This is a genomic window from Bacteroidia bacterium (assembly GCA_016218155.1).
Classification (GTDB): domain Bacteria; phylum Bacteroidota; class Bacteroidia; order Bacteroidales; family GWA2-32-17; genus GWA2-32-17.
In genome coordinates, this window is record JACREQ010000002.1 from 41,611 (window position 1) to 67,567 (window position 25,957).

Annotated in this window: 29 protein-coding genes; 10 read left to right on the top strand and 19 right to left on the bottom strand. The window is 31.6% G+C overall.

Annotated features, from left to right (window positions below; all coding sequences use genetic code 11):
• Window positions 1-75: 75 nt before the first annotated feature.
• Together HY951_00220 and HY951_00225 are read right to left on the bottom strand one after the other, a co-directional pair.
• Window positions 76-1,722: an NAD+ synthase gene (locus tag HY951_00220; GenBank protein ID MBI5538456.1), complete on the bottom strand. Its 1,647-nt coding sequence runs from the start codon at window positions 1,720-1,722 to the stop codon at window positions 76-78.
• Window positions 1,723-1,779: 57 nt separating this feature from the next.
• Entirely contained in the window at window positions 1,780-2,463 is a 684-nt protein-coding gene (locus HY951_00225; GenBank protein ID MBI5538457.1) for a PorT family protein, read from the bottom strand.
• A 57-nt stretch (window positions 2,464-2,520) separates the two neighbouring features.
• On the opposite strand from HY951_00225, the gene HY951_00230 reads away from it, so the two are divergent.
• The 3 genes from HY951_00230 (at window position 2,521) to HY951_00240 (ending at window position 5,918) form a co-directional block, all read left to right on the top strand.
• Complete coding sequence (locus HY951_00230; GenBank protein MBI5538458.1) at window positions 2,521-3,546, top strand: hypothetical protein; 1,026 nt, start codon at window positions 2,521-2,523, stop codon at window positions 3,544-3,546.
• 159 nt (window positions 3,547-3,705) lie between these two features.
• On the top strand, window positions 3,706-4,686 hold the full coding sequence (locus HY951_00235) for a 3-hydroxyacyl-CoA dehydrogenase family protein (GenBank protein MBI5538459.1): 981 nt from the start codon (window positions 3,706-3,708) through the stop codon (window positions 4,684-4,686).
• Between the two features lie 35 nt (window positions 4,687-4,721).
• A complete protein-coding gene (locus HY951_00240; GenBank protein MBI5538460.1) occupies window positions 4,722-5,918 on the top strand; it encodes an acetate kinase in 1,197 nt (398 codons plus the stop codon).
• 94 nt (window positions 5,919-6,012) lie between these two features.
• Here the strand turns inward: HY951_00240 and mdh are convergent, their stop codons facing one another.
• The 15 genes from mdh to HY951_00315 form a co-directional block, all read right to left on the bottom strand.
• A complete protein-coding gene (gene mdh / locus HY951_00245) occupies window positions 6,013-6,951 on the bottom strand; it encodes a malate dehydrogenase (protein MBI5538461.1) in 939 nt (312 codons plus the stop codon).
• Between the two features lie 32 nt (window positions 6,952-6,983).
• On the bottom strand, window positions 6,984-8,273 hold the full coding sequence (locus HY951_00250) for a citrate (Si)-synthase (protein MBI5538462.1): 1,290 nt from the start codon (window positions 8,271-8,273) through the stop codon (window positions 6,984-6,986).
• A 404-nt stretch (window positions 8,274-8,677) separates the two neighbouring features.
• Entirely contained in the window at window positions 8,678-9,145 is a 468-nt protein-coding gene (locus tag HY951_00255; protein MBI5538463.1) for a hypothetical protein, read from the bottom strand.
• A 10-nt stretch (window positions 9,146-9,155) separates the two neighbouring features.
• The gene (locus tag HY951_00260; GenBank protein ID MBI5538464.1) at window positions 9,156-9,794 is read right to left on the bottom strand and encodes an O-methyltransferase; all 639 of its coding nucleotides are present in this window, start codon (window positions 9,792-9,794) and stop codon (window positions 9,156-9,158) included.
• Window positions 9,791-11,011, bottom strand: a complete 1,221-nt coding sequence (locus HY951_00265; GenBank protein ID MBI5538465.1) for an insulinase family protein — start codon at window positions 11,009-11,011, stop codon at window positions 9,791-9,793. Before HY951_00265 ends, HY951_00260 begins: the two co-directional genes overlap by 4 nt.
• A gap of 153 nt (window positions 11,012-11,164) precedes the next feature.
• Window positions 11,165-11,881: a thioredoxin fold domain-containing protein gene (locus HY951_00270; GenBank protein ID MBI5538466.1), complete on the bottom strand. Its 717-nt coding sequence runs from the start codon at window positions 11,879-11,881 to the stop codon at window positions 11,165-11,167.
• Between the two features lie 6 nt (window positions 11,882-11,887).
• Entirely contained in the window at window positions 11,888-12,181 is a 294-nt protein-coding gene (gene trxA / locus HY951_00275) for a thioredoxin (protein ID MBI5538467.1), read from the bottom strand.
• Window positions 12,182-12,186: 5 nt separating this feature from the next.
• Complete coding sequence (locus HY951_00280; GenBank protein MBI5538468.1) at window positions 12,187-12,429, bottom strand: hypothetical protein; 243 nt, start codon at window positions 12,427-12,429, stop codon at window positions 12,187-12,189.
• The gene (locus HY951_00285; GenBank protein MBI5538469.1) at window positions 12,429-12,746 is read right to left on the bottom strand and encodes a rhodanese-like domain-containing protein; all 318 of its coding nucleotides are present in this window, start codon (window positions 12,744-12,746) and stop codon (window positions 12,429-12,431) included. Before HY951_00285 ends, HY951_00280 begins: the two co-directional genes overlap by 1 nt.
• Before the next feature lie 3 nt (window positions 12,747-12,749).
• Complete coding sequence (locus HY951_00290) at window positions 12,750-13,034, bottom strand: rhodanese-like domain-containing protein (protein MBI5538470.1); 285 nt, start codon at window positions 13,032-13,034, stop codon at window positions 12,750-12,752.
• On the bottom strand, window positions 13,031-13,246 hold the full coding sequence (locus HY951_00295) for a hypothetical protein (protein MBI5538471.1): 216 nt from the start codon (window positions 13,244-13,246) through the stop codon (window positions 13,031-13,033). The genes HY951_00290 and HY951_00295 overlap by 4 nt, the downstream gene beginning before the upstream one ends.
• Entirely contained in the window at window positions 13,233-14,936 is a 1,704-nt protein-coding gene (locus tag HY951_00300; GenBank protein ID MBI5538472.1) for an FAD-dependent oxidoreductase, read from the bottom strand. The genes HY951_00295 and HY951_00300 overlap by 14 nt, the downstream gene beginning before the upstream one ends.
• Window positions 14,933-15,157: a DUF2892 domain-containing protein gene (locus HY951_00305; GenBank protein MBI5538473.1), complete on the bottom strand. Its 225-nt coding sequence runs from the start codon at window positions 15,155-15,157 to the stop codon at window positions 14,933-14,935. Before HY951_00305 ends, HY951_00300 begins: the two co-directional genes overlap by 4 nt.
• A 76-nt stretch (window positions 15,158-15,233) precedes the next feature.
• Window positions 15,234-15,845 carry a Crp/Fnr family transcriptional regulator gene (locus HY951_00310; protein ID MBI5538474.1) on the bottom strand — a complete coding sequence of 204 codons (612 nt, stop codon included), beginning with the start codon at window positions 15,843-15,845 and terminating at the stop codon, window positions 15,234-15,236.
• A gap of 35 nt (window positions 15,846-15,880) precedes the next feature.
• Window positions 15,881-16,753 (bottom strand): phosphodiester glycosidase family protein, encoded by an 873-nt coding sequence (locus HY951_00315; protein MBI5538475.1) that lies wholly within the window; start codon window positions 16,751-16,753, stop codon window positions 15,881-15,883.
• A 135-nt stretch (window positions 16,754-16,888) separates the two neighbouring features.
• Here HY951_00315 and HY951_00320 point away from each other — a divergent pair, with 135 nt between their 5' ends.
• The 7 genes from HY951_00320 to HY951_00350 all read left to right on the top strand — a co-directional run bounded on the left by HY951_00320 (window position 16,889) and on the right by HY951_00350 (window position 23,884).
• Window positions 16,889-17,584, top strand: coding sequence for a hypothetical protein (locus tag HY951_00320; GenBank protein ID MBI5538476.1), 696 nt, complete (start codon window positions 16,889-16,891; stop codon window positions 17,582-17,584).
• Window positions 17,585-17,625: 41 nt separating this feature from the next.
• Window positions 17,626-19,062 (top strand): leucyl aminopeptidase, encoded by a 1,437-nt coding sequence (locus HY951_00325; GenBank protein ID MBI5538477.1) that lies wholly within the window; start codon window positions 17,626-17,628, stop codon window positions 19,060-19,062.
• A gap of 11 nt (window positions 19,063-19,073) precedes the next feature.
• Entirely contained in the window at window positions 19,074-19,439 is a 366-nt protein-coding gene (locus HY951_00330; GenBank protein MBI5538478.1) for a hypothetical protein, read from the top strand.
• Between the two features lie 83 nt (window positions 19,440-19,522).
• The gene (locus tag HY951_00335; protein ID MBI5538479.1) at window positions 19,523-19,987 is read left to right on the top strand and encodes a DUF2061 domain-containing protein; all 465 of its coding nucleotides are present in this window, start codon (window positions 19,523-19,525) and stop codon (window positions 19,985-19,987) included.
• A gap of 18 nt (window positions 19,988-20,005) precedes the next feature.
• Complete coding sequence (locus HY951_00340) at window positions 20,006-20,548, top strand: carbonic anhydrase (protein MBI5538480.1); 543 nt, start codon at window positions 20,006-20,008, stop codon at window positions 20,546-20,548.
• A gap of 145 nt (window positions 20,549-20,693) precedes the next feature.
• Window positions 20,694-23,354, top strand: coding sequence for a C10 family peptidase (locus HY951_00345; protein MBI5538481.1), 2,661 nt, complete (start codon window positions 20,694-20,696; stop codon window positions 23,352-23,354).
• Between the two features lie 149 nt (window positions 23,355-23,503).
• On the top strand, window positions 23,504-23,884 hold the full coding sequence (locus tag HY951_00350; GenBank protein ID MBI5538482.1) for a hypothetical protein: 381 nt from the start codon (window positions 23,504-23,506) through the stop codon (window positions 23,882-23,884).
• Here HY951_00350 and pgeF read toward each other — a convergent pair.
• Both pgeF and aroA read right to left on the bottom strand, forming a co-directional pair.
• Window positions 23,861-24,703, bottom strand: coding sequence for a peptidoglycan editing factor PgeF (gene pgeF, locus HY951_00355; protein MBI5538483.1), 843 nt, complete (start codon window positions 24,701-24,703; stop codon window positions 23,861-23,863). The genes HY951_00350 and pgeF overlap by 24 nt on opposite strands.
• A complete protein-coding gene (gene aroA / locus HY951_00360; GenBank protein ID MBI5538484.1) occupies window positions 24,696-25,955 on the bottom strand; it encodes a 3-phosphoshikimate 1-carboxyvinyltransferase in 1,260 nt (419 codons plus the stop codon). The genes pgeF and aroA overlap by 8 nt, the downstream gene beginning before the upstream one ends.
• Window positions 25,956-25,957: the final 2 nt, after the last annotated feature.

Genomic DNA, 25,957 nt, shown 5'->3' on the forward strand with positions numbered 1-25,957 from the left:
TAAAAATTTGAAGGGAGCCGAAAGGCTCCCTTTTTTTATAGATCTAACAGGTTTTTAAACATGTTAGGTCTTATGTTAATACTTCGCTACCAATGGCATTCTTCTACCAAAACCAAATGCTTTGGAAGAAATTCTTAAAACAGGAGGGGTCTGAAAACGCTTATATTCATTAGTGTTTACTAATCTAATTACTTTCTCTACAATTTGTTTTTCAAAGCCCTGTTCAACAATTTCTTCGAGGGGTGTTTTTTGTTCAATGTATGCAAACAAGATTTTATCTAAGATATCATATTCGGGTAATGAATCTGAGTCTTTCTGATCGGGGCGTAATTCTGCAGAAGGGGGTTTTATAATTGTATTTCGTGGAATTATTTCACCATGGCAGTTTATGTAATTAGCCAATTGGTAAACCTGAGTTTTATATAAGTCGCCAATAACAGAAAGTCCACCTGCCATATCGCCATAAAGTGTTCCATAACCAACAGCTGCTTCACTTTTATTTGAAGTGTTTAGTAATATGTTACCAAATTTATTGGAGTAGGCCATAAGCAAAGTTCCTCTTACCCGAGCCTGAATATTTTCTTCGGTTATATCCGGCTTTTTTCCTGCAAATACTGGTAATAGTGAATTTTCAAAACTTGAAAAAGCTGATTCTATAGATACCAGGTCGTAAGTTATTCCAAGGTTTGATGCCAGCATCAATGCATCACTTACAGAATGTTGCGACGAATATCTTGATGGCATTAAGAGAGCATGTACATTTTCTTTGCCGAGTGCCTGTTCTGCTAAAACCAGTACTAAGGCTGAGTCGATCCCTCCTGACAATCCTAATACAGCTTTTTTAAATCCGGTTTTGTTAAAATAATCGCGAATACCAAGAATTAATGCTTTGTAGATTTTATCAATTGAAGAATTGTTTTGTATGTTGTTTGCTTTGGATTCTTTTGAATCTGTTTCAATTATTGTTATCGATTCTTCGAAATAAGGAAGTTCACAAATAACCTTTCCCGAATTATCTATTGCCATTGAGCCACCGTCAAAAATAAGTTCGGTATTAGCGCCAATCTGATTAATATAAATTAATGGAAGGTTATACTTCTTTGCATTTTCACTTAAAACAATTTTACGTGTTCCTTCGTGATTAGATGAAAAAGGAGAGGAAGCAATATTAATCATTAAGGTAGGTTCAAACTTCATAAGTTCATCCATAGGCGAACAGGTATAAAGCTTTTGTCGTGTGTACGAATTTTCAATAGGTTGATTTACCCATAAATCTTCGCATATTGTTATGGCAATGTTTTCGTTCTTAAAATTTACTGTATGCCATTCTTTGTTTGGTTCAAAATATCTGTATTCATCAAATACATCGTATGATGGCAATAAACTTTTTTTGTGTATGCTTTTAATTTTTCCTTCTTCAATAAATATTGCAGAATTATATAGTTTTTTTCCAAATTCATCAGTATTAATCACAGGCGTTCCAACTATTACTGCAATTCCGTAACAGTGTTCACAAATTTGTTGAATTGCTTTTTCGCATTTGTCAATAAAATCTTTATTCTCGAGCATATCTAAAGGAGGGTATCCACAAACTGCCAGCTCAGAAAAAACAGCAATTTCAGCACCTTTTAGTTTTGCTTCGTTTATTGAAGAAATAATTTTTTTTGTATTGCCATCAAAATCGGCAATTTTAAAATTAAGTTGACTAAGTGCAATCTTCATATAATTTAAAAAAAATCCCGACCTGTTAAGTCGGGATTAAATTATTTTAATATTTGTTTAAAATAGAATTCCAACTTTTAAAGCAATGCTATTCATAATAGTTTTTTCGTTTTTTAAAGTTCCTTTATTTAAAGTTTCAACTTTAGAAAAGTTGGTTAATCCATTTGTAAATACAGCTTCAACAAGTAATTTTGTACTGCCTCCTAATGAATATTCAATTCCACCACCAATATGATAACCCATATTAAATGCGCGAACTTCATCTTTAATATCTACATTATCGCCTTCATTTACAGTAATATCACCTTTTGCTTTAAACCTGAATTGTGGGCTGATTCCTACTTTTAAAAAATATGTGATATAACCAATCTCATTTGTTTTACCTTTAAAAGAAAGAGGAATTTCAATAAAAGAAGTTTTATATTTTACAACTGTATTAGGATTTAAGCGAGTAAAAGTTGTATCAACAGTTTTAAAATTAGAGATAGAATCAGCATATTTTAGACTTCCACCTAAATTTGTATAAGAAATACCAGTAGAAAATGCAAAATTCTTAGAAAAATTGAAATCAACTGGTACACCAAAGCCAAAACCAAAACGAGAACTTGATTTTGTGATATTTTTTGAATCTGGTTTTAACCAGCTAACAACTGGACTAAAAAACAATCCTCCCGTAACTCCCTGAGCCATAACTCCAAAAGAAAACATAACGAGGATAATACCTATTGCATATTTTTTCATAATTTTAAATTTTTGGTTTTATAGAAGAATACAAATATAAAAAATATTTTAATTCCAATGAAAAGTAAATCAATAGTCAGAATATTAATTATTGTATTTATCACTACTGCAATGTTGTATAGCTGTGGTCAGGATGATACAAGATTAAAGGCAGATGTGTCAGGGATTAACATTAAACTAAAAGTTAATCGATTTGATAAAGCTCTTTTTGCGATATTACCAGATAGTATACCCTCATCTATTCCAAAGTTAGAAAATAATTTTGGAGAATTTTTCAATTTGTTTTGTTCAAGAATAATAAACATTGGAACTCGCAATAGCCGAGATTTTGAGGTTTTGCTTCAAAAATATGTGTCGGATTACAACATGATAACTGTTTATAATGATTGTATCAAAAATTTCGATAATGAATCAGAAATTACAAACGGATTAACAAATGGTTTTAAATACTATAAAAATTATTTTCCTGATAAAAATATTCCAGAAATATATTTTTTTATGGGAGGATTTAATCAGTCAATAGTAACTAGTGATAGTATTTTAGGAATTGGTCTTGACCGATATCTTGGAAAAAATTATTTATATTATTCACGATTAGGGTTAGCTGCTTATCAAACATATAAAATGCAAAAAGAGTTTATAGTAACTGATTGTTTCAGAGCAATTGCATGGTCGGAATATCCGTATAATGATTCGATAGATGATCTGATTCATAAAATGATTTATCAGGGAAAAACGCAGTATTTTATAGATGCAATGCTTCCTGATGTTTCTGATACAATTAAGTTTGCTTATACAAAAAGTCAATGGGACTGGTGTGTTGCAAATGAAAAAACAATGTGGTCATATTTAATTGACAATAAACAATTTTTTATTACAGGTGAAATGGATATTAAAAGATACATTGATGATGCTCCTTTTACTACTATGTTTCCTCGCGAATCACCAGGTAGAACAGGTGTTTGGATAGGATGGAGAATCGTTTCAAATTATATGAAAAACCACCCTGAAATTACACTTAAGCAATTAATGTCTGAAACTAATTATGAGGTTATACTTGATGGCTCAAAATATAATCCTTAATCTAATTTTAGTGTTTTACGTTAGTTTTTTTATTGACAATTATCATGTAAATAAACCTAATTAATCGTTTCTTTTGTTTTCTACAGAAATTAGGTCTGTATAAAACATATTTAATAACAATTGGCATAATATAAAATAAAACTTAAAAACAAATAACACATGTCTGATTATGTGAAAGAATCCATTGAGAAATATGGGTTAAGCCAAAATGATCGTCCAAAAAATATTTTTTCAAAAATTGGAATTGTTGGATGCGGAATGGTTGGAAGAGCTGTTTCTCTTATTGTAAGCCAAAGCGGTATGGATGTAGTCTTCATCGAACTCAATGAAGAAAGGATTAAACATTCATTTACTCAGTTGGAAGAATTACTGGATAACCAGATAAATCATTGGGGTATGACCACAGGTGAGAAGAAAGTAATACTTTCAAGGATAAAGGGTACCTCAAAATATGAAGATTTAGAAGGATGTGATCTCGTACTAGAATGCCTCAAGTCAAAATCTGTTGTGCAATTATATGAACTGCGCAGACAGGTTTTTAAGAGCATAGAAGCTGTTGTTAATGAGCGTTGTATTATTGCTACAAATTCAACTGCAGCAGTTATTACAGAATTATCGAGTACATTAAAAATAAAGAATCGTTGTTTAGGTCTGCATTTTCTAACAACAAACCCTAATGCACGTGTTGTAGAAATTGTACGTGGTTTGCATACGGCTCAGGATGTTTACGATGATGCTTTTAAGTTTATTAAAATGATTGGTAAAACACCGATTCACGTTGAAGAATCTCCTGGTCTAATCAGTATAAGAATTCTCGCTTCTTTTATTAACGAAGCTTGTGAAGTGTTAATGGAAGGAGTTAGCTCAAAGGAGAATATTGATCTTACAATGAAGAATTATTTTGGTCTTATTTCAGGTCCGTTTGAATTAGCCGATAAAGTAGGATTAGACAAGCTTACAACATGGATGGAAATATTGTATGCTGAATTTGGTGAAATGAAATACAAGGCAAATCCAATACTAAAAAAACTGGTACGTGCTAATCATCTTGGTAAGAAAACCGGACAAGGATTTTATCAGTATGATGAGAATGGGAACAGATCCAGCAAAAAAGCTCAACTTCACATTATAGATTTGTAACATTTGTTAGTGATTAATTAAAAATTAAAGAAATCATGAAAGTATTGGTTTTAAATTGTGGAAGTTCATCAATAAAATATCAGCTCTTTGATTTGCCAAATGAAGAGCCCCAGGTAAAAGGTGTTGTTGAGAAAATAGGACTTAAAGGTTCGTTTCTTAAACAAGACAGAAATGATGGAGATAAAGTTATACTAGAAGGAGAAATTCTTGATCATAAACAAGGAATTGAATATGTATTGGGAACAATTACAAGTAAAGAACATGGCTGCATTTCGAGCTTAAATGAAATAAAAGCTGTTGGACACCGTGTGGTTCATGGTGGCGAAAAATTTAATTCAAGTGTTTTTATTACCGATGAGGTAATTGCTAAAATGGAAGAGTGTTCTAATCTTGCTCCATTGCATAACCCACCAAACCTCAAGGGTATTTATGCTATTAATCAATTGTTGCCTGGTATTCCTCAGTGTGGTGTTTTTGATACTGCATTTCATCAGACTATGCCCGATTTTGCATACATGTATGCAATACCATATTCGTTGTATAAAAAATATAGTATTCGTCGCTACGGTTTTCATGGAACCAGTCACAGATTTGTGTCTAAGAAAGCTTGCGAAATTTTAAAGCTTGACTATAACAATTTGCGCATAATAACTTGCCATTTAGGAAACGGTGCTTCTATTGCAGCTATTCAAAATGGTATTTCGGTAGATACAAGTATGGGATTTACTCCTGTTGAAGGATTAATTATGGGTACACGTTGTGGCGACATGGATCTTGGTATTCTTACTTATATTATGCAAGTTGAAGAAATAGGTATTTCGGCAGCGAATACATTGATAAATAAACATAGTGGAATGTTAGGTGTATCTGGTGTTTCTTCAGATATGCGCGAAATAACTGTTGCCATGGATAGCGGTAACGAACGTGCAAAAACAGCTATGCAAATGTATGCTTATCGTGTAAAAAAATATATTGGCAGTTATGCTGCAGCAATGGGTGGAGTAGATTTAATTGTATTTACTGGTGGTATAGGCGAGAACGATGCATATACCCGCCAGGAAACCTGTACCGGATTAGAATTTTTAGGAGTTGATTTCGATTTCGAAAAGAATAAAAAATGGCGTGGCACAGGAGTTCTTACTAAACCTAATTCAAAGGTAACTACTATGGTTGTTGAAACTAATGAGGAATTGGTAATTGCGCTTGATACTTATGAGATAATAAACAAATAGCAAGTAAAATTGTTTATTGTTTTTAGTGGTGTTTAATAAAAAAAGGGGAGCAAATTAATTTGCTCCCCTTTTTAATTTTTGTAATGTTATAAAACTATGCTTCCAGTTTCATTCCATCATAAACATCCATTACTTCTTTTACTGCTTTGGCAGAACTCATAAGTGAAGCTTTCTCTTCTTCATTTAATTGTAATTCGATAATTCTTTCGATACCGTTTTTACCAAGAACAACAGGTACTCCTAAATAAATGTCTTTTAAACCGTATTGTCCGGTTAACCAAGCACAAACCGGGAATACTCTTTTTTGATCTTTAATAATTGCTTCAGCCATCTGAGCAGCAGCAGCAGCAGGTGCATACCATGCTGATGTGCCTAAAAGATTAACAATTTCGCCACCACCTTTTTTAGTTCTTTCGATAATTGCATCTAATTTGTCTTTTTCGATAAGCTCAGTAACTGGAATACCGGCAACTGTTGTATAACGTGGAAGTGGTACCATTGTATCACCATGTCCACCCATTAAAATAGCCTGAATTTCTTTATGTGAAATTCCAAGAGCTTCTGTTAAAAACATTCTGTAACGAGCAGTATCAAGAATACCTGCCATACCAAATACTTTTGAAGAATCTTTCTTTGCAGTTAAATATGCGCAATATGTCATTACATCTAATGGGTTAGACACAACAATAATAATTGCATTTGGAGAATGTTTAACTACATTGTCTGTAACAGATTTTACGATTGATGCATTTGTAGCTATCAAATCATCGCGACTCATACCAGGTTTACGTGGTAAACCTGAAGTAATAATAACGATTTCTGAGTTAGCTGTTTTTGTATAGTCATTTGTTACACCGATAACTTTTGAGTCAAAACCATCAACTGGTGCGGTCTGCCACATGTCAAGTGCTTTACCGTTTGCATAGTTTTCTTTAATGTCGAGAAGAATTACTTCTGTAGCAATTTCTCTTTGAGCAATTTCCAGAGCACAACTTGCTCCAACGTTTCCTGCTCCTATAACTGATATTTTCATATTGTATTTATTGTTATTATTTAATTAATTTATTATGCATTTACTGTTGCTGAAACTATTTTTTTGTATCCAGCTGTTGGCAATGATTTAGGACGTGTAATAGGATAACCCATAGCTCTTGACACGATTGCCTGAGCACAAATACCTAATGCTCTTGAAACGCTGAATAATACAGTATAATAACTGAATTCTTTCAATCCAAAGTGATATAACAAAGCACCTGAACCTGCATCAACATTTGGCCAAGGATCTTTAATTTTCTGTACTTGTGATAATACTTTAGGCACAGTGTTAAACACTCTTTCTACTGTCTGGAAAACAGGATCATTAGCCATATGAGCTTTTCCAAAAGCTAAGAAAGCATCAAAACGTGGGTCGGTAATTCTTAATACAGCATGACCGTATCCTGGAACAACTTTACCTGATTCTAATGTGTCCTGAGCAAATTTGTACAATTGTTCTTCAGTTGGAGCACCGTTAAATTTCTCCATAGTTTCAAGTATCCAACCTAAACATTCTTGATTTGCTAAACCATGTAATGGACCAGCTAATCCGTTTAATCCGCCGGATAATGAATAATATAAATCTGATAATGCAGAGCTGATTGTTGCAGATGAATAGGCACTTACGTTTCCACCTTCATGGTCGCTATGTAAATTCAAATACAATCTCATTAATTTTGCAAATTCATCATTTTCGTTTGGTAAACCAAGCATGTGAACATAATTACCCGACCAGTCAGCATTTTTATCTTGTTCAATTCTTGGTCCTTTGTTAAATCTTTTTCTGTATACATAAGCTGCAATAGCAGGAAGTTTAGCAATAATATTCATTGCATCTTCGTATGTTGCATCCCAGTATTCATCTTTTTTCATTCCTTCGTCATATCTTTTTGCAAAAACAGATTCTTTTTGCATAATAAGAACTGCAGTGTTAAACATAACCATAGGATGTGAATCTGCAGGCATGGCATCGATAACACTCCACACGTATGCAGGAACTTCTGATTTTGCTTTTAATTCATTTTGCAAATCTTTTAATTCTTCTGCATTTGGTATTTGTCCTGTAAGTAATAAGAATAAAATTTCTTCAGGTAATTTATCTGTAATAGTTTTTAATTCATATCCTCTGATGATTAATCCTTTGTCTGGTGGAACTTCTGAAGTGTCACAAACCAATCCTTTTACTCCGCGTAAGCCACCGTATGCCTGAGCAAGAGTTACTTTGTCAACTATTTTATCGCCGTTTTCTTTAAGCATCTGGGCGATTTCTGCTTTCTGTTGAGGAAAAATCGTACGTAGTTTTTCTTTTAAAAGTGACATAAATTTAATTTTAAAATGTTATAGAAAAGTGATTATTATAAAAGATTTTTATTGTCATTTGTCAAATTTGATCAAATATGTTATAAAACCGACTTTGATCAATCAAATTTATAATCATTTTATTCCAAACGCAAATATTTTAACGATTATTTTGAATATCTAAAATTCGTAATATGTGATAAAAAATACAATTAATAGTCAAGTATTTAATAAAAACACCATTGATGCATATTGTGTATGTGTAATAAAAAGAGCGTGTTGCGAAAAGATGAGTTAAGTCACTCTTTTTATGTGCAATGATAAATGCTTTAATAAAATATGTTTAATAACATGTGTGCAAAATTGACAATTGTATATTTTTTCAACGCTAAAATAATTGTAAAAGAGATGTTGTAAAATATTATTTATATAAATTTTGATAACTCAATAACATTGTCAGAGATTCGTTTTGGAAATGCTTTTTTTTGCTCAAACAGTTTTATTAAAATAAGGTATGCTTTGTTAACATCTTCAAAAAAGATTACTGGGTTAAAAATAATACTAGTACCTTCATTTATTAAATGCTCTTTTTCTGTTGAAAGAATAATTTTATTGCTAATTGTTAATGAATGTATTAATTGATTACGGAGCATTTCATAAAATGAATCATCTCTGTTTATTGCAGCATACTTCCCTCCGAAAAGTTTTTCTATAGCAATTTTAAATCTAGCTTTTGATTGCTTGGGCGATTTTAAAGGTTTTTTATCAAAGAAGCCTCCCATTATTTCAATACCAATAGTTAGAATAATAATTGAAGCTATATAAGATTTTTCATCTAATAATTTTTTAGATTGCTTAATTATAAAGACGTTTATAAATTCCTGTGGTTCCATAACAAATAAACTAAAGTTTTTGCATTACCATCATGCCATCACGAATAGGGAAAATAACATTCGAAACTCTTTTATCATTATGAACCATTTTATTAAAATGCACAATTCCTAATGTGTATTCATCCATGTTTTTAATGTCTTCGATTACTTTGTCATTCCATAAAACATTGTCGGCAATAATGTAACCTCCTTTTGTAACTTTATCAAAAACTGCATTGTAATATTCAGTGTATTGACGTTTGTCTCCGTCTATAAAAACTAAATCAAATGTTTCATTAAGGGTTGGAATAATTTCCAAAGCATTTCCAAAATGTAAAATAATTTGTTTATTAAACCCTGCTTTATGAATGTATGATTTTATGAAATCTTCTAATTCGTCATTAATTTCAATAGTATGAATTTTTCCTTCAGGAGATAATCCTTCAGCAAAACAAATTGCAGAATAACCTGTGTAAGTTCCGATTTCAAGAATCAATTTAGGTTTAATCATACTACAAAGCATTTTTAAAACCCTGCCCTGTAAATGCCCTGATAACATTCGAGGATGATAAATCTGAATATTTGTTTCTCGGTTTAATTCATAAAGTGCCTCTGTTTCATTTTCTGTGTGTTCCAGAATATATTTTTCAATATCTTGATTCAGGTTCATTTGTAAATAAGTGTTGAAAAGTTATCATCTACAAAAACTTCATTAGCAACTTCAATAATATCTTTTGAAGTAATTTGCTCTATTCTTTCGGTTACAACTTCAAGGCTGTCTACTTTATTATATAACAAATAACTTTTGCCAAGGCTTAATAATAAATTTTCAGAATTTTCCAGTGAAATTGCCAATTGACCTGTCATTTGTTGTTTTGCCCTTTGAAGTTGGTTAATTCCCAGTAAATCATTTTTAATTTTTGAGATTTCTTTGTGTATTAAATTCTGTGCTTTGTTAAGTTTATCTTTGTCGCAACCAAAGTATATATTAAATATACCTGTATCATAATACGGTGTATATGATGATTCAACATAATAAACTAAACCGTTTTTTTCACGAAGGGATAGATTCAATCTGCTGTTAAGTCCTGTTCCTCCTAATAAATTAGTTAACAAAAGAAATGGAACTCTCTTTTTATCTCTAAAATTAAATGCGGTTGTTCCAATTATGCAATGTGCCTGATGAGTTTTCTTTTTAATAATCTTTTCAACGGGAATTATGTTCTTAAATGGTTTTCTTTTCCAGTTTCTATAATTAGCAGGAATTTCACCAAAATATTTTTCGAAATACTTAACTATTTTCTCAAATGTTATATTACCTACCGAGCAAAAAACCATTTGATCAGTATTGTATGTCCTGTTTGCAAAATCTTTAAGATTTAAACCCTTAAATTTTTTTAAAGATTTTTTTGTTCCCAGAATATTTCTTCCAAGAGAATGCCCATTAAAAACAAGTTCTTCAAAATCGTCGAAAATTAGTTCAGCCGGACTGTCATTATACGAATTAATTTCATCCAAAATAACTTCTCTTTCACGAATAATTTCTTTCTCGGGAAATGAAGAATTAAAAACCATGTCGCTCATTAACTCCATTGTGCGATCATAATACTTACTTAAGAACGAAGCATAAATGCAGGTTTCTTCTTTAGTTGTATAAGCATCAATATCGCCCCCAACATCTTCCATTCTGCTAATAATATGATATGCTTTACGCTTACCTGTTCCTTTAAAAACAATATGCTCAAGAAAATGTGCAATGCCGTGTTCGCTTTCGAGTTCGTCTCTTGTGCCTGTATTAATAATAATTGCACAATGTGCAACCTGTCTTTCAGTTTGCTGGTGAATTAAACGAAGTCCGTTTTTTAAAGTGTGAGTCTGGTAATTCATTATTTACTTTAAGAACACAAAAGTATAAATATCAAATTACAAATATCAACCTTAGCTATGGAAATTGCAATTTATTTGATGAAGGGTTAAATTTTAAAACCGAATTAGTTATAAAACCTAACAGGTTATAAAGATCTGTTAGGTTTTAATTGATTATTTTAGTTGTTTTACAACGTCTTCCTTACTTATATATCCTTTATTAGTCCAGATAAGATTTTTATTTTTATAAAGGTATAATACAGGAAGTGCATCAATTTTAAGTTCTTTTGTAAGAGATTGGTTATCGTCAGCATTTATTCTGATTACAACAACTTTATCTTTCATTTCTTTTGATATTTCATCTAAATAGGGTTTCATTTTTTTACATGGTGCACACCAATCTGCATAAAAATCAATTAGTACAAGCTTTTCTGATTTTAAAAGATCATCATATTGTTTTTTTGTCATTCCTGATGAATTAGCGACAGTATTTTCAGTGGTTTCAGGCAGATTTGCTGCCCTCCATGTCATTATACCACCCGAAAGATCATAAACTTCTTTGAATCCGGAGTTTCTCATATTATTTGCAGCAAATGAACTTCTTGATCCACTTAAACAGTAAACAAAAACAGGTTTTGATTTATCAAGTTTTGCAATTTGTTGTTGAAAGTCATTTCCATACATATTAATATTTACCGAGTTTTTTAAGTGTCCTTTTACAAACTCTTCAGGTGTTCTTACATCAATTATTGGTGCTTTAGGTAATTGCTTTATTTTATTTGAAAACTCGATTGCCGAAAGAGCTGGTTTCATTGGCTGTGTCTGACCATTAGAACAACCAAGAAATATTAATGCAATTAAAATATAGCTAAAAATATAAAAACGTTTCATGTTAAATTAGTATTTATTAATTATTTCTTCCAGTTTATTCGCAGTAACTACTCCTGCTTGCCGCCATTTTATTTCTCCGTTTTTAAAAAGTATTAAAGTAGGAACTCCTTTTATACTGTATTCGTTTGCTGCTTTCGGACTTTTATCAACATCTACTTTAATTATAGTTGCATTTTGACCAATCTTAGTTTTTAATTCTTCTAAAATTGGTTTCATCATTTTACATGGGCCACACCATTCTGCCGAAAAATCAACCAAAGTTGGCTTGTCTTGATTTATTATTTCTGAAAATGAACTCATATTCTTTATTTTATTTCTTCGTATTCTATTTCTTTTGAATTATCTGTATCCTTTTTAGCATTTGGTATAGTAGAGCATCCATTAACTCCGCAACATCCTGTGTTGGTTAAGGCTTGAAATAAAAGAAAAACTGATATTATTCCCGAAATTGAGTCGTGAGTTTTTATTGCATTAATAGCAAAAAAAATACCTGTACCCAACCTGAGTATTCGCATAAAATGCCAATTGCTTAAAAGAAGTTTTTTAATCATTTGATTTTATTTTGAAGGCTATACCAGCTGCCGCCATTGTGAACCTGAGAGAATCCATTTGATTTTAATACACTTTTAGCCATTGCGCTTCTTGACCCACTTGCACAACATGTTATAATTGCCTTGTTTTTATCTTTTAACTTTTTAATGTTATTACTTAAAGTATTAACGGGAATATTAACTGATCCTCTTATGTGTCCGCTTTCAAATTCACCTTTTGTTCTGACATCTAAAATTATTGCACCCTGTTTTACTAATTCAGCATAGTCAACTTTTGGACCAATACCTAATAAATTTTTAATTGCTTGTATCATTTGTTATACTGCTAAAGATTGATAATAATTTACGTTTAACCATGTTCCGGCATTGCAACAGTCTATTCCTTGCTGTGCAAGAAAATTATAAGCCGCATTACTTCTTGCTCCTGAAGCACAACAAAGTACTAAGGGAGTTTTTAGGCTTTTAATTTCATTTAATCTCATTTCAATATCCTGTAAAGGTATATTAATTGAACCAGTAACATTTCCTCCAAAGAATTCTTGTGGAGTTCGCACATCTACGATTGTGCCTTGATTTTCTTTAATAATTTTCTCGATATTCATTTTATTTCATTTTTTGATTTTTCTTTCTCATTTTTAAAAGTGCTGAATAATAATCCTCCAAATATTGCTCCGTATAATGTGCTGTTAAGAGGTCTTGATGTTATTGCACATGTTCCGTTAGAACATCCTACAAAATAATAGTAGAGGTAGCCTCCTATTGCTCCTGCAATTATTCCGATAATTGCTAACTTGTATTTTTTAATGAAGTTCATTGACCAATTCTTTTTCTTTAACTTTGTTAATTGTTAAATTTTGTTCGCGGGTACATGTGTCCCATATTTGATAGCCACCTGAAAGATTAAGTGTGTCTGTGAATCCATTCTGAATTAATATTCTTTGAGCAATATATCCTCTTAATCCCCCCAGACAATAAATATATACCTTTTTATTTTTTGGAATTTCTGATATCCTGTTTCTCAGTTCGTCAACAGGGATATTTATTGCATTTAATATTTTACCTGCACTGTATTCATTCTTTGTTCTAACATCTAGCAGAATATCATTATCGGTAATTTTATCAAACTCATTCCAATAAAAAACAATAGATTTATTTTGTAAAATATTTTCAGCGGTAAAGCCTGCCATGTTAACAGGATCTTTAGCCGATGAGAATGGTGGTGCGTATGAATGTTCAAACTCAGTTAACTCATAAATCGAACTGTTTCTTTTTATTGCAGAGGCAATAATATCCAAACGTTTATCAACGCCATCAAATCCGATAATTTGTGCACTAAATAATTTGCCTTCAATTGGGTCAAAAGCAATCTGAATTGTCATTTGTTTTGCTCCGGGGTAATATCCGGCATGTGATCCACTGTTAATTGTTGAAACAAAATGTGGAATATTTGCAACAGTTAAATGTTTTGAAGCTGTTCCTGCTGTTGCAACTGTCATGTCGAAAACTTTTACAATAGAAGTATTTATAGATCCATAGTATTTTTGATTGTTACCAAATGCAAGATTGTTTGCACAAATACGACCTTGCTTATTTGCTGGTCCGGCAAGATAAGTAATCATCGACTTATTTGTTATAGGATTATTAAATTCAATGGCATCTCCTACAGCATAGATATCAGGATTAGATGTTTGCATAAATTCATTAACCCAGATTCCCTTTGCATCACCTATTTTTAATCCGGCTGACAGGGCAAGTTTTGTATCTGGTTTTACACCAATTGAAAGTATAACAACGTCTGCATTTAAAATATCTCCATCTTTTAATATTACTTTTAATTGATTTTCTTCTTTCTCAAACCCACTTACTGCTGAATTTAATCTAAGTTTAACTCCTTTTGATCGTATATGTTGTTGCAAAATTGCTGCAATAGGGAAATCTACAGGAGCTAATACCTGATTACTCATTTCAACTATAGTAACATCAAGGCCAAGTTCGTGAAGGTTTTCAGCCATTTCCAATCCAATAAATCCTGCACCAATTACTACTGCTTTTTTAACTTCTTTTTGCTGAACAAAACTTTTTATGTAATCAGTATCTGCAACATTTCTTAATGTGAAAATTCCTTCATGTGAAATTCCAGGAAGTGGAGGGCGAATAGGTTCTGCACCCGGAGATAAAACTAATTTATCATAGCTTTCTTCATAAATCTCACCTGTAGTCTGGTTTTTTGCAGTTATGTTTTTTGTAGTAGTATTAATTGCAACAACTTCAGTTAAAGTTCTTACATCAATATTAAATCGTTTATTAAATGAAGCAGCAGTCTGAACAAACAATGCATTTCTGTTCTTTATTACATTCCCAATGTAATATGGTAAACCACAATTTGCATATGAAATATATTCTCCCTTTTCAAAGATAATAATTTCTGCATGTTCATCATTTCTTCTTAATCTGGCTGCTGTGCTTGCTCCACCGGCAACTGCACCTACTATAATATATTTCATATTAAATCATTTGTTTTTGTTTCTTTTTTTCTGGTTGATATACCTAAAGGTAGATACAAGGGGCAAAAGCTGATTAAACTTGTAATAATAAAAATAGATGCAAAAACTAAAAGTACAATTGCTGTAGCTCCTGAAATTATATTAGAAAAATAGGCAATTCCGATTGCGACAGCAACAAGTATTCTTGCAACTCTGTCTATAGTACCCATGTTTATTTTCATATGTTTGAATTTTTAAGTGTATAATTATTTACACTGCAAAGGTCAAACAATTAAAAGTTGAGTACAGCTACTTTTGTTACATAAGAGTAATTTTATTTCTGCCTAATTGTACAAGATTTTCATTTTCCATTTGCTTAAGTAGTCTGGAAACAACAACTCTGGCAGTACCCAGCTCATTTGAAAGCTGATCGTGAGTTACAGAAATTGTTTTACTTTTAGCAAGTTCACATTTTTTCTGAAGCAAGTTAAATAATCTTTCATCCATTTTTTTAAAAGCGACTGCATTTACTACTTCTAAAAGTTCCTCGAAACGTTTATGGTAAAGACGGAAAATATAATCAACCCATTCTGGATATTCTTTTATAAGCAAACTAACTTTATCAATAGGAATAAATAAAATTTCTGTTTCTTCCTCTGCAACCACTTTTACTTTGCTGGTATCATTATGAATTCCTCCAAATATAGACATTATACAGCTTTCGCCGGATTTTATATAGTAAAGTAAAATCTCACGTCCGTCTTCATCAGTTCGCAAAACCTTAATACTTCCTTTGATAACAATAGGAATAACATTAATATAAGCATTTTCATTTAATATAATATCAGCTTCATGAAAAACCTTAACTGTACCATATGCAGAAAGTTTATCCTGAATTTCAGGTGACGATTTAAATCCCATATTTTCCATAATGTAAATATAAGAATGAAAATTAAATCCTAAGGCTATTTTCTTTTAACTCCAATAATATTAGGTAATTCCCATTGATAATTATTATCATCGTTTGCGTAACCTGGTGAAACCCAACTGCCAACTTTTTCAATTAGAGTATCGCCGGCTTTTACATAAATACATGCCTCGGGACCGCCATCAAGGTACATTGCACTGTATATTTTTAAAGGAAGAGATAATAGCATGCTACTCATTTGATTAGCAGTATAAGGTGATCGCGAAAAAATAAAAAGAATATTTCCCTGCTTATCTGTTGCCAGAACTGCCATACTACTGGAAATTGGTCTACGAGGCTTCCATAAGACATGTTCCTGATTACAATCGATCATTCGGATACATTGAAACATAGAATTGTAGTTTTCCATATAAAACGACCAGTTTTCTTTTTCCATATCAACAATTGTCATTGCCGGAAAATTTGAAGATTTGGGATTAAACATAGCCATTGCACGGAAGTTCTCACGCAATTTCCCACTATTTATATGGTCGTAATTTTTTAAATATCCCGAACAGGTAATATGATCTGATAAATTAAACATTCCAGCATTAACAACAGCCACAAGATTAAAATCTAAACTCCATTGTTCGGGTGTTCTTCTTAAACTATCATGCTCTGTTGCTGTAAGCAGTTCCAGTGAGAAATAATTAGGATTTATTTTTAATACACTAAGTTTAGAATCATTTATTTTTGATTTTAGAGGTGCATTAAATTCAGAAATATAAAGCCCTTGTTCAATCTCAGTCCAGATAATTTTTTTGTGAGTAATATTGGAATTGCTATTAGATGTTTTTACATGATCTCCGCAGTAAGCAAAAATTGCTAAACAAAAGCCTGCTATAATTTTATATAGTATTCCGCTGCTCATTATGATATTTTCTCCAAAATTCAAAGATAAAATAAAGAGAACAATGTTTTACATCGTTTAAATATTTTTAAAATGGTCTTAATAACTTTCTTTATTTTTGCTAACAGAGTATTAAGAATGAAGTCATAATTTTATATGAATTATAAAATCAGAATATTTATATTTTTTATTATAACTAGTACTTCTGTTTTTAGTCAAACAAAATGGTCATTTGAATTTTGTGGCGGAATACCATATAACTTACCGTCAAATATAAAAATTCATCAATCTGGATTTGACGACATTAAAATTTCAAATGCAAAGTTTTATTCCGAACCATTTGCACTCCCACCATATTGGGATTGGCGTTTTTGTTATGTTAAAAAAAACAGAGTGATAGAGCTTGAAGCAATTCATCATAAATTGTATTTGGACAATATGCCTGATGAAATAAAAAGGTTTAGTATATCACATGGTTTTAATATGTTTTTTATAAATTATTGTAAAGTTTCTAAATGCAGTCTACTTATAAATGATAAAGTTTTAACTGGAGATGTTTTTTTTAGAGTTGGGTTGGGAGCTGTTTTTGCGCATCCGGAGACCGAGATAAGGGGGTATATTTTCGAAGATAAGGGGGAGTTCTTAAATACAAATTATTATTTAAGTGGTCCGGCAATTAATCTTGGTATAGGCAAAAGATGGTATTTATTAAAAAGGCTTTATTTTAATACTGAGATTAAATCAACAGTTGCTTATGCAAAAATTCCTGTAGCGTTAGGTTATGCAAAAGTGTTTACTTCATCAGTTCAGTTTATAGGAGGATTAGGTTTTGATTTTGTGTCTAAGGAATAAATACATTTTTTTTCATTATTTTTATCCCAAAACTATTTTATATGATACCAGAAATTTCTTTTGCATCTGAAATTGCGAACCAAAAAAGTGTTGTGTACTTAATTAAAAAAGACACTAATATTTCACAGTTAAATCTTTTAAAAACGGAATTAAAATTTTTAAAAGATGAAATAAAAAATGACAAAAAAAATATTGATATAAATTCATATTCTAATTTGAATTGTTTCAGGGTAGTTGATACAAAAAAAACAGATTGGTTGATTAAAGAAGATTTAAGAAAATCAGGCAATAAATTGCAAAATTATTTAAAAGAGAATGATCAGAAAGAGGTTCAGATAGTCGATTTATTAGATAATGAAGATTTTCAGCTTGCTTTTGCAGAAGGAATTTTACTTAGCAGTTATAAGTTTGATAAATATTTAACTGAAAAGAAAGATGATACACTTAAAAAAATTATTATAGTTACTTCAAAACCCAATAAAAAGAAATGGGAACAGTTGAAACATGTTTTGCAAGCTGTTAATATTTCGCGTGATTTAGTAAATGAACCTGTTAATTTTTTAAACGCACAGCAATTATCTGTTGAGATTGAGAAGATGGGAAAGGATGCTGGATTTTCTGTTAAAGTTTTTGACAAGAAAAAAATTACCGAATTAAAAATGGGTGGTTTGTTAGCAGTTAACATGGGTAGTGTTGATCCACCCACATTTACTGTTATGGAATGGAAGCCTAAGCGTTTTATAAATGACAGTCCTATTGTTTTGGTTGGCAAAGGTGTAGTTTATGATTCAGGTGGTTTAAGTCTAAAACCTACAGGTGACAGTATGGATTATATGAAGTGCGATATGAGTGGTGCGGCTTCTGTTTCCGGTGCAATTTATGCCGCAGCAAAATCTAAGTTACCTATACATATTGTTGGACTCGTTCCTGCAACTGATAATCGTCCGTCAGGTAACGCTTATGCACCTGGTGATATCATAACAATGATGAATAAAACTACAGTAGAAATGCTTAATGCTGATGCTGAAGGTAGGATGATACTTGCCGATGCATTATGTTATGCAAAAAAATATAATCCAATGCTGGTTATTGATATTGCAACTTTAACCGGCTCAGCAATTGCTGCCGTTGGAAAAGTTGCTTCTGTTGCTTTTTCAAAGGATGCAGATGAGTTATATTCTAAATTAGATGAGTCGGGTAATGAAACATATGAAAGATTGATAAGATTTCCATTATGGGATGATTATTCTGAAATGATTGAATCAAAAATAGCCGATTTAAAAAATGTAGGTGGAAAATATGCCGGAGCAATTACAGCAGCTAAATTTTTAGAGAAATTTACAGATTATCCATGGATACATCTGGATATTGCCGGTACTGCATTTGCGATTACTAAAGAGTCGTATCGTGGATTAGGTGGAACTGCTGTTGGCGTTAGGTTATTTTTTGATTTTTTTAATAGAATTATACAAAAATAAATTTCTTTTGTATGGAGAATGCACAACGAAATTGTCTTGAATGCAGCGAAGCATTGCATGGTCGTGCCGATCAAAAATTTTGTTCTGATGCTTGTCGTAATTCTTATAACAATAGAACACATAGCAACGTTACCTCTCTTATGAGAAACGTTAATAATATTTTAAGAAAAAACAGAAAAATACTTTTGACTTTTACAGAAAATAAAAAAACAAAAGTTTCGCGAGAAACTTTAATTCAAAAAGGATTTAATTTCACATATTTTACTCATATATATACAACCAAAAAAGGAAGCTCATATTATTTTTGCTATGATTATGGCTATTTAATTCTTGAAGGAGGATATTGCTTTATTGTTAAGGATTTAAATGAAAATTAAGTTCTTTTTTGGTCACATATTCTATAGCCTAGGTGGACTATTAAAATATTTATAGTATCTTTGCTACATATTTACATTTTTAAATGAAAGATACTAACCTTAGAAGCATTGTAAAGGGAGTGAGTTGGCGAGTTTTTGGCTCAATAGATACATTTTTACTTTCATGGTTAATTTTTGATAATGCAAAACATGCAGGATCTATTGCTGTGTTAGAATTAATGACGAAGATATTACTGTATTTCTTACATGAAAGATTATGGAATATTATAAAATTGGGAAGGTTTAATGATGGAAGAGTAGCACACTGGCGCAGCTTTGTAAAAGGGATCTCATGGAGATTAGTAGGATCAATTGATTCAACTGTTTTATCCTGGTTTGTAACGGGAAAATGGGTAGGCGCTTTTAAATTAGGTTTATCAGAAATAATTACAAAAATTATTCTTTTCTATTTTCACGAAAGGATTTGGGTATTAATTAAGTGGGGAAGGGTATTTGAAAATGAAAAAAAAGAGAAAGAAAATTTTGTTGTATCAACAAAAGCATCTTAATATTAATAACACAAAAAATTGAAAAATCTTATTTCAATAAATTCATACGAAGATATTCTTCCTGAGTATAGAAATACGCCAATTGGTCTTCTTTTTGAATATCATAATCTCAATAGGCCATATATTCTTTATGAAAAAGCTCAGCTTTTAGTAGGAATGTGTATGGATAATCGAAAACATTTACATATGCCCGATAATTTTGCTTTTATTATTCGTTCAGGTGGTGCAAATTTAAGGTATAGCGAATTTAAAGTTTCATATGCAATTGCTGTAGGTGAGGTAGCACATATTGTACTTATAGCTCATAATCATTGCGGAATGGTAAATTTAGTGTCCCGAAAAAATGAATTTATAAATGGTTTGGTTGACACTGCCGGCTGGGAAAGAGAAAAGGCTGAAGAACATTTTATGCATTATGCGCCAATGTTTGAAATAGGGAGTGAAATAGATTTTATTTTAAGCGAAACTGTACGTTTAAGAAACAGATATCCAAAAGTTATAATTGTACCTTTATATTATAAGGTAGAAGACAATAAACTATACATAATAGAAGAGAGTTAATCTTCTTGCCTCTTCTTTCCTGTGTTTACTAATTTAATGTTCTGCATAAAGGTTTCTTTGTGCAACCAAATGCTTTTACAAATGGTCTGACTTTTAATTAAAATTTTAAATACCTTTGATTAACTGTAACAATAAATCAAATTTTATGAAAAAGCTTTACATTGTTTTTTTATTGCTGGTAATTAGTATTGGACTTTTTGCAGCTCCTGTTTCATTTCAGTCTGCACAAACTGTTGCTGTAAATGTTTACAAACATTATGCAGAAAAGACAACTGATTTTACTGTAAGTGATGTGGTTGTCTATAAGTCGGAACAGATTACAACTTTTTATGTGTTTGTTTTTAATGCCGGTGGCTTTGTGATAGTAGCAGCAGATGATGCTGTATTACCAATTTTAGGTTATTCTACATTAGAAACATTTGATAAAAATAATATTCCTCTAAATGCTGCAGGTTGGCTAGAGAATTATAATAATCATATTAGGCACATTGTTAATAATAATTTAAGCAATAAGGAAACCGTTAAGGAATGGAATAAAATATTAAATAACCAATTTAATAAGTCAACACAGGCTGTTAATCCATTATGTGCAACAACTTGGGATCAGTCATCACCTTATAATAATCTATGTCCTTCAGGTTCTGTTACCGGGTGTGTTGCAACTGCAATGGCTCAGATAATGAAATATTGGAATTATCCAACTACCGGAGTTGGAACACATACTTATACACATGCTACCTATGGTGCTTTAACTGCTAACTTTGGAGCAACAACATATCAATGGGCAAATATGCTAAACAGTTATTCTGGCGGTTCAACAGCAACCCAAAAAACAGCGGTAGCAACTCTTATGTATCATGCAGGAGTTTCTGTTGATATGGATTATAGCCCAAGTGCATCCGGAGCATATTCTTTTGATGTGCCTAATGCATTAATAAGTTATTTTAATTATTCACCTAGTGCAGAGATAAAATTTCTTGCAAATTTTACTTCAGCAAATTGGATTAATATGCTCAAAGGCGAATTAGATGCTTCTCATCCTATCTACTACTCTGGCACTGGACCTCAAGGAGGACACGCTTTTGTTTGTGATGGTTATAATACCTCAAACCAGTTTCATTTTAATTGGGGATGGGGAGGTATGGCAAATGGTTACTTTGCAATAGGAAGTTTAAATCCGATTGGTGATACTTTTAATGAAGACAATTCTGCGGTAATTAGAATAAAACCTCCATCAAGTGCACCATTAGCAGATTTTGTAGCTGATAATGTAACACCACCGGTTGCGGGGATTGTAAACTTTACTGATAATTCTACAAATAACCCAACTTCATGGAACTGGACTTTTGATGGTGGCACTCCATCAACATCAAATGTGCAATTTCCAACAATTACATATAATACACCCGGAATTTATCAGGTGTCATTGACTGTAACAAATGGCACTGGTTCTGATACAAAAATAAGAAGTTCTTATATTAATGTTGGAGGTACGCCTTCAGCATGGATTAAACAAAATACGGGTTTTGCAACTGCTTCACGTGGAATTGATCAGGTGTTTATTGTAAATCCTTATACTGTTTGGGCAAAAGCATTTGACGGATCGGGTGGAACAACTACTGTAAGAGAATTTACACGTACTGTAAATGGAGGAATTACATGGACTCCCGGAGTGATAAATTTTACAAATGCAACAAACTATGGTGTTGCAAATATTTTTGCTTTTGATGATAGTATCTGCTATGCTGCAATGTTTCCAACAGGGTCAACAGGTGGTGTTATCGTAAAAACTGTTGATGCAGGAAATACATGGTCGACTGCAAACTCACCAGGTTTTTCAACAAGTTGGTTAGATTTTGTACATTTTTTTAATACTAATGATGGAGTTTGTGTTGGCGATCCTGCAGGTAATGATTTTGTAATATATACTACAGCCAATGGAGGTACTACATGGACGCAGGTTTCTATTGCAAGCCTTCCAAATTGTTTATCCGGAGAAGCTGGTATTACCAATTTATATGATGCATTTGGAAATACAATTTGGTTTGGAACATCGAGTGGAAGAGTTTATAAATCGAGTAATAAAGGTTTAACATGGACTGTTTCGGCTACTGGTTTGGGCACATCTGCAATTGTTAAACCTGTATTTAAAGATGCTAATGTGGGATTTGTTACAGGAACACAGAATGCCTCACCTTATACATATATTGGCATGAAAAAAACTATTGACGGTGGAACAACATGGACAACTTTTAATCCAACAGGTTTCTTTGTAAAATCACCGGAATTGGATTTTATTCCCGGTACAACTTCAACATGGGTTAATGTAAGTGCGAGTGTTAGTTCAGCAACAACAAATCCTGGTTCTTCATACAGTGTTAATGACTGTTCTTCATTTTTAGATATTGATACAGGTTCTGTACAATATACAACAGTTAGCTTCTTCGATATTAATACCGGTTGGGCCGGTGGATTTAATACCAATTCAACAGATGGAGGAATATGGAAGTGGAATAACGCAGTAATAACAGCAATTTCAAACACTGTGGCTACATTAATTGATGAAATAAAAATATTCCCCAATCCTGTAACTGAGATAGTAAATATTGAGTTTTTGCTAGCAACTGAAAATAAAATTAAAGCAAGCATTTATAATTTAATAGGAGAAAAAATAATTTCTAAAGAAATTTCTGCCGGAACTAATAATGCAATAATAAATATGGAAGGTTATAAAGCAGGAGTGTATTTGTTGACAATTGATGATGGTTCAAAAATAATTACGAAAAGAGTTCACAAGATAAATTAACATATTGCACTATATTTCAAAAGCTGTGAGTGATCACAGCTTTTTTTATTTAATAATTTGGTTTTAAGTTAAAAACAATTTATTTTAGCATATAATTAGTTATTTAAGATTATAAATAGTCTTTGAATAATCTAATTTATTTCAATTATATGGGATATAAAATTAATTGGGAAAAAAGGGGCGTTTTTGTAGAGTTTAAGGATAATTCTACAGGGAAAGATGTTATTAATATTGATAATATTTTATATTCATATGATAAATTTGAGAAAATGAAATATCAGCTTTGGGATTTTACTGAGTCTAAAGAAAATGTTTTTTCAGATGAGGAAATGGAGATAATTGGAATTCTTGATAAATCTGCCTCTATCTGGAATAAATCAATGTTGGTTGCTATAGTTAGTAATGATAGCGTGTTTATAGAATCATTAGAAATATACAAAAAAGAAATTTCAGAAATAGGTTGGATTTGTGAGGTTTTTAAAGATCTAAAATCAGCAAGAGACTGGTTAAATAGCAGAATTACTTCTTAAATAAATTCCTGTTCCCATTCTGCCCGTAACGCCTTTTGAAAACCTGTACGAGAAAAAAGTTTCTGGATTGTGATAGGTACATGAATTACAAATAATGATGTTACTTTCAATAATACCTACATGTTTAAGCTGAATTTTATTTGCAGTCCATAAATCTAAATGTGTTTTTTTGTTATCTTTTTTTATAATAAGTTCATCAAAGTTGTATGGGAAGATCTTTTTAACTTCGTCAATAACTTCGTTACCTACTTCATAACAACATGGACCAATTGAAGGACCTATTGATACAAGAACATCAGCAGGATTAGTTCCATAAATGTTTTGCATTATTTTTAATCCTTTTTGGGCAATTAGTTTAAGTGTTCCTCGCCATCCTGCATGAAATACACCGGCAATATTTTTTATCGGATCCAATAAAATGACAGGAACACAATCTGCAGTCATAACAATAGGACAAATATCCGGCTTTGTTAAAATATATCCATCTGTATCTTGTATAGCATCTGTTTTTGAAAGAAGACCTTTTGCTTTATCAGAATCATCAACAATCTTTATATTGTTACTATGGGTTTGTCGTAAAAAAATAAATGAATCAAATGGTATGTTGTGATAATTTGCAAGCGATTTTCGGTTTGCAATTACATTTTCAGTACTATCATATTCTTGAAATCCCAGGTTAAATGAAGCTAACTGACCTGTACTTTTTCCTGTATGACGTGTTGTTATGAAATAAACAAAATTAGAATATTGTTCGAAATGTGAAAACTTAATAAGTTTTAATCCACCTTCTTCTTCAAACCACCATTTATTATTAGCCATTTACTACTTCTGCTTTAATGCCCATACATTTAATTTCTTCCCAAAATCCAGGATAAGATTTTCTTACGCATTCTGCCTGATTTATTGTTATAATTTCATTACTTCCAAGATATGCAATAGCTGCTGCCATTGCTATTCTATGATCATTTTCGGGATTTATTTCTGTAGAAATTAATTTTCCTCGTTCTATTTCAAGTGAGTTGTTCTTTTGGCTAATTTTTACTCCCATTTTAGAAAACTCACGAATAAGAACTTCGAGACGATTACTTTCTTTGTGAATTAAACGATTAATTCCGGTAATAGTACTTTTACCATTGCAGTTTGATGCCAAAGCAACTAATGGTGGAAAAAGATCAGGGCAATCAGTTGCGTCAAAGTTAAATGCTTTTAACTGGCTGTGTTTGCAAGTAAAAGTATTGTTATTGAATTTAATTTTTGCTCCTGTCTGTTCTAGTACATCAATAATGTTTTTATCAGGTTGAAAACTGTTTAATGAAAGATTTGTTATTGTTATTTTTCCAGAAATTGCAGCAGCTACAAGTAAAAAACTACTACTGCTCCAATCCCCTTCAATATTTATCTCTGCTGGTTTATATGTTTGGTTGCCCTTAATAACAAATTGCTTGTAGTTATTATTTTTTATTGAAACACCAAAAGAATTCATTACAGATAGTGTTACATCTACATATTGTTTGCTTACTAAATTATCAACTTCTAAGAAACTGTCATTGTTTATAGTTGGTAATGAAATTAATAAACCTGTAATTAATTGCGAACTTATTGATGCATCTATGTTAATGTTTCCTGTTTTAATCGGACCTGTTATTTTTATAGGTGGTTTTCCATTATTTGTGGTGCATGAGACCCCTAATTTATTAAGTGCTTCTTCGATCATGCCTGCAGGTCTTAACAATAAACTACCAGAAGCAATTAACGTTAATTGTTTTTCAAATAATGCAGCAATTGGTGCAAACATACGCATACATAACCCGGATTCGTTGCAATTAAGGGTATCAGATTCTATGTCATTTCCGCCTTCTACTTTTAGCGAGTCTTGTGTTACTTTTATTTGCGAACCAAGACTTTCTGCAATTGAAAGTGCGGCAATTACATCATCAGACCATGTTATATTCTTAATAAAACTTGCTCCCTTTGTAATGGAAGCAATTGCTATAGCACGTTGTGCTACACTTTTTGATGTAGGAGCGCTAAGCTTTCCATCAATTTTAGATGGATGAATAATAATTTTCATAA